At 74.1% G+C, this 3291-nt stretch carries 4 protein-coding genes; 3 read left to right on the top strand and 1 reads right to left on the bottom strand.

What is annotated here, in order from left to right:
- Together ACOV8S_RS01200 and ACOV8S_RS01195 are read left to right on the top strand one after the other, a co-directional pair.
- On the top strand, nucleotides 1–432 hold a 432-nt coding region (locus ACOV8S_RS01200), incomplete at its 5' end, for an enoyl-CoA hydratase-related protein (protein ID WP_448315428.1).
- Nucleotides 420–1049 (top strand): TetR/AcrR family transcriptional regulator, encoded by a 630-nt coding sequence (locus tag ACOV8S_RS01195; protein ID WP_448315426.1) that lies wholly within the window; start codon nucleotides 420–422, stop codon nucleotides 1047–1049. The genes ACOV8S_RS01200 and ACOV8S_RS01195, both read left to right, overlap by 13 nt.
- A 9-nt stretch (nucleotides 1050–1058) precedes the next feature.
- Here ACOV8S_RS01195 and pdxH read toward each other — a convergent pair whose 3' ends face one another.
- On the bottom strand, nucleotides 1059–1784 hold the full coding sequence (gene pdxH, locus ACOV8S_RS01190) for a pyridoxamine 5'-phosphate oxidase (protein WP_448315425.1): 726 nt from the start codon (nucleotides 1782–1784) through the stop codon (nucleotides 1059–1061).
- Between the two features lie 153 nt (nucleotides 1785–1937).
- Between pdxH and ACOV8S_RS01185 the strand changes: the two genes are divergently transcribed.
- Nucleotides 1938–3038, top strand: coding sequence for a citrate synthase 2 (locus ACOV8S_RS01185; protein ID WP_448315423.1), 1101 nt, complete (start codon nucleotides 1938–1940; stop codon nucleotides 3036–3038).
- The last annotated feature ends 253 nt before the right edge of the window (nucleotides 3039–3291 follow it).

The raw sequence follows: 3291 nt of genomic DNA, 5'->3' as shown, positions 1-3291 counted from the left end.
CTGCTGGGGGCGTGCGACGTCGTCGCCGCCTCCACGGGGCGGTCCACGTTCGCCCTCACCGAGGTGCGGATCGGGGTCGCCCCGGCGGTCATCTCGCTGACCCTGCTGCCCCGCGTGGAACCGCGCGCGCTGTCGCGGTACTACCTCACCGGGGAGCGGTTCGACGCCGCCGAGGCCGCGCGGATCGGGCTGGTCACCGCGGCGGGCGAGGACGTCGACGCGGTGCTCGAGCCGGTCCTCGACGGCCTGCGGCGGGCCTCCCCGCAGGCCCTCGCGGCGACCAAACCGCTGGTCACGGCTAAGGTGCTGGAGAACTTCGACCGGGACGCGGAGACCCTCTCCGCGCTCTCGGCCCGGTTGTTCTCCTCCGACGAGGCGCGAGAGGGGATGACCGCCTTCCTCGAACGACGGGATCCGGCGTGGGTGAAGTGAACCAGGCGACGTCCACCGCGGCGCGCGCCCCCAAGCAGGACCGCAGCCGGGCCACCCGGCAGCGGCTGCTGGAGGCCGCCGTCGCCTGCCTGGCCGAGCACGGCTGGGCGGGCTCCACGGTCGCCGTGGTCGCCGAACGGGCCGGCGTCTCCCGGGGCGCCGCCCAGCACCACTTCCCCACCCGCGAGGACCTGTTCACCGCGGCCGTCGAGCACGTGGCCGAGGAACGCTCCACCGCCCTGCGGGAGTTGTTCCCCCAGGGCGCGGCGGGGGACCGCGGGGCCGTGGTCGCGGAGATCGTCGCCCTCTTCACCGGCCCGGTCTTCCGGGCCGCCCTCGCCCTGTGGGTGGCCGCCTCCAACGAGGAGCAGCTGCGCGGCCGCGTCACCGAGCTGGAGGCCCGGGTCGGCCGGGAGACCCACCGCACGGCGGTGGAGCTGCTGGCCGCCGACGAGTCCCGGCCGGGGGTGCGGGAGACCGTGCAGGGTCTCCTCGACATGGCGCGCGGCCTCGGCCTGGCCAACCTGCTCAGCGACGACACGGCCCGCCGGGAGCGGGTGGTCGCCCAGTGGGCGGCGCTCCTCGACGAGGCGCTGGGCCCGCCGCACGAGGGCTGAGCCCGCCGCTCAGGGGCTGAGGCGCTCGATCCGCCAGCCGCCGCCCGGCAGCGCGACGTACCGGAGCCGGTCGTGCAGCCGGTTGCTGCGGCCCTGCCAGAACTCCACGCTCCGCGGCACGACCCGGAAGCCGCCCCAGTGCGGCGGGACCGGCACCTGCTCGTCGGCCGGGTAGCGGGCGTCCAGCTCGGTGAAGGCCCGGTCCAGCTCCTCGCGCGAGGAGATCACCGTGGACTGCTCGCTGGCCCAGGCGCCCAGCTGGGAGCCGTGCGGACGGGTGCGGAAGTAGGCGGCCGTCTCGTCCCGGCCGGTGCGGGCGGCCGTGCCGGTGACGATCACCTGGCGGGCCAGCGGGTACCAGGGGAACAGCAGCGAGACGTGCGGGTTCTCGGTCAGCTCGCGGCCCTTGCGGGAGCCGTAGTTGGTGTAGAAGACGAACCCCTGCTCGTCGTAGTGCTTGAGCAGCACCGTCCGCGCGCTGGGGCGGCCCTGGGCGTCGGCGGTGGAGACCACCATCGCGTTCGGCTCGAACACCGCGGGGGTGTCCGTGGCCTCCCGGAACCAGCGGCCGAACTGCTCCACGGGCGTTCCGGCCAGCTGGGACCTGCCCAGGCCCTTCACCTCGTAGTGCCGGCGCATCGCGGCCGGGTCGGGCACGAGGGCGGGGGCGGGAACGCTGTCGTCGGACGGGTCGAGGGCGGCTTCTCGGTCGGTCACGCGATCATCTTGCCGCATGCGCAGACACGTTCGGGTCGCGGACCGGTGGTGCCCTCCGGCCCGCGTCGACCGACGAAAGGTGGCACTGAGTGCCGCGCCTCTCCCCAAAAGTGGCACTCGTGGATACGATCCGATGCACGGGGCAGACCCACAACTGTCGAGGAGCCGCACATGTCCGACTTCGTTCCCGGGCTCGAGGGAGTCGTCGCATTCGAGACGGAGATCGCCGAACCGGACAAGGAGGGCGGCGCGCTCCGCTACCGGGGCGTCGACATCGAGGATCTGGTGGGCACGGTCGGGTTCGGTCACGTCTGGGGCCTGCTGGTCGACGGATCGTTCAACCCCGGCCTGCCGCCCGCCGAGCCGTTCCCCATCCCGGTCCACTCCGGTGACGTCCGGGTCGACGTCCAGGCGGCGCTCGCGATGCTCGCGCCCGCCTGGGGGCTCGGGCCGCTGCTGGACATCTCCGTCGAGCAGGCCCGTGACGACCTCGCCCGCGCGGCCGTGATGGCGCTGTCCTACGTCGCCCAGTCGGCGCGCGGACAGGGCGTGCCGATGGTGCCGCAGAAGGAGATCGACAAGGCGAACTCCATCGCCGAGCGGTTCATGATCCGCTGGCGCGGCGAGCCGGACCCCAAGCACGTGGCCGCCGTCGACGCCTACTGGACCTCCGCCGCCGAGCACGGCATGAACGCCTCCACCTTCACCGCCCGGGTCATCGCCTCCACCGGCGCGGACGTCGCCGCCGCGCTCTCCGGCGCGGTCGGCGCGATGTCCGGCCCGCTGCACGGCGGGGCGCCCTCGCGGGTGCTCGGCATGATCGAGGAGATCGAGCGCACCGGGGACGCCGACGCGTACGTACGGGGCGCGCTGGACCGTGGCGAGCGGCTGATGGGCTTCGGCCACCGGGTCTACCGGGCCGAGGACCCGCGCGCCCGGGTGCTGCGGCGCACCGCCCGCGAGCTGGGCGCGCCGCGCTACGAGGTCGCCGAGGCGCTGGAGAAGGCGGCACTGGCCGAGCTGCACGCGCGGCGGCCGGACCGGGTGCTGGCCACCAACGTGGAGTTCTGGGCGGCCATCGTCCTCGACTTCGCCGAGGTGCCGGCGCACATGTTCACCTCGATGTTCACCTGCGCCCGCACGGCGGGGTGGTCGGCGCACATCCTGGAACAGAAGCGGACGGGGCGGCTGGTGCGGCCCTCCGCGCGGTACGTCGGTCCGGCGTCACGGCCGGGCGAGGCGATCGAGGGCTACGGGGAGATCGCGGGCTGACCGCCGCCGCGGGTCACGTCCCGGGAACGGGAACGACCCGCGAGCTCTGGTCCCACGGAAGGGGGCCGGCCGGACGTGCCGGCGAGCTCGCGGGTCGGGTGACTGCTGGTGCTGGGCCGAGGCCCGTTGTGGTCACGGGCGTTCAGCCCGCAGCCACCTCACGCGTCCGGGTGTCACTCATGTACCCGATCACCTCCTTTCCCGTGTAGCCCCACCGTACGACCGAGCCCTCCTCGAGAACAACGGCTTTTTC

The sequence above is a fragment of the Streptomyces sp. CO7 genome, assembly GCF_053474865.1.
Note: the sequence above shows the minus strand (reverse complement) of the source record. Positions and strands in the feature narration are given on the sequence as shown.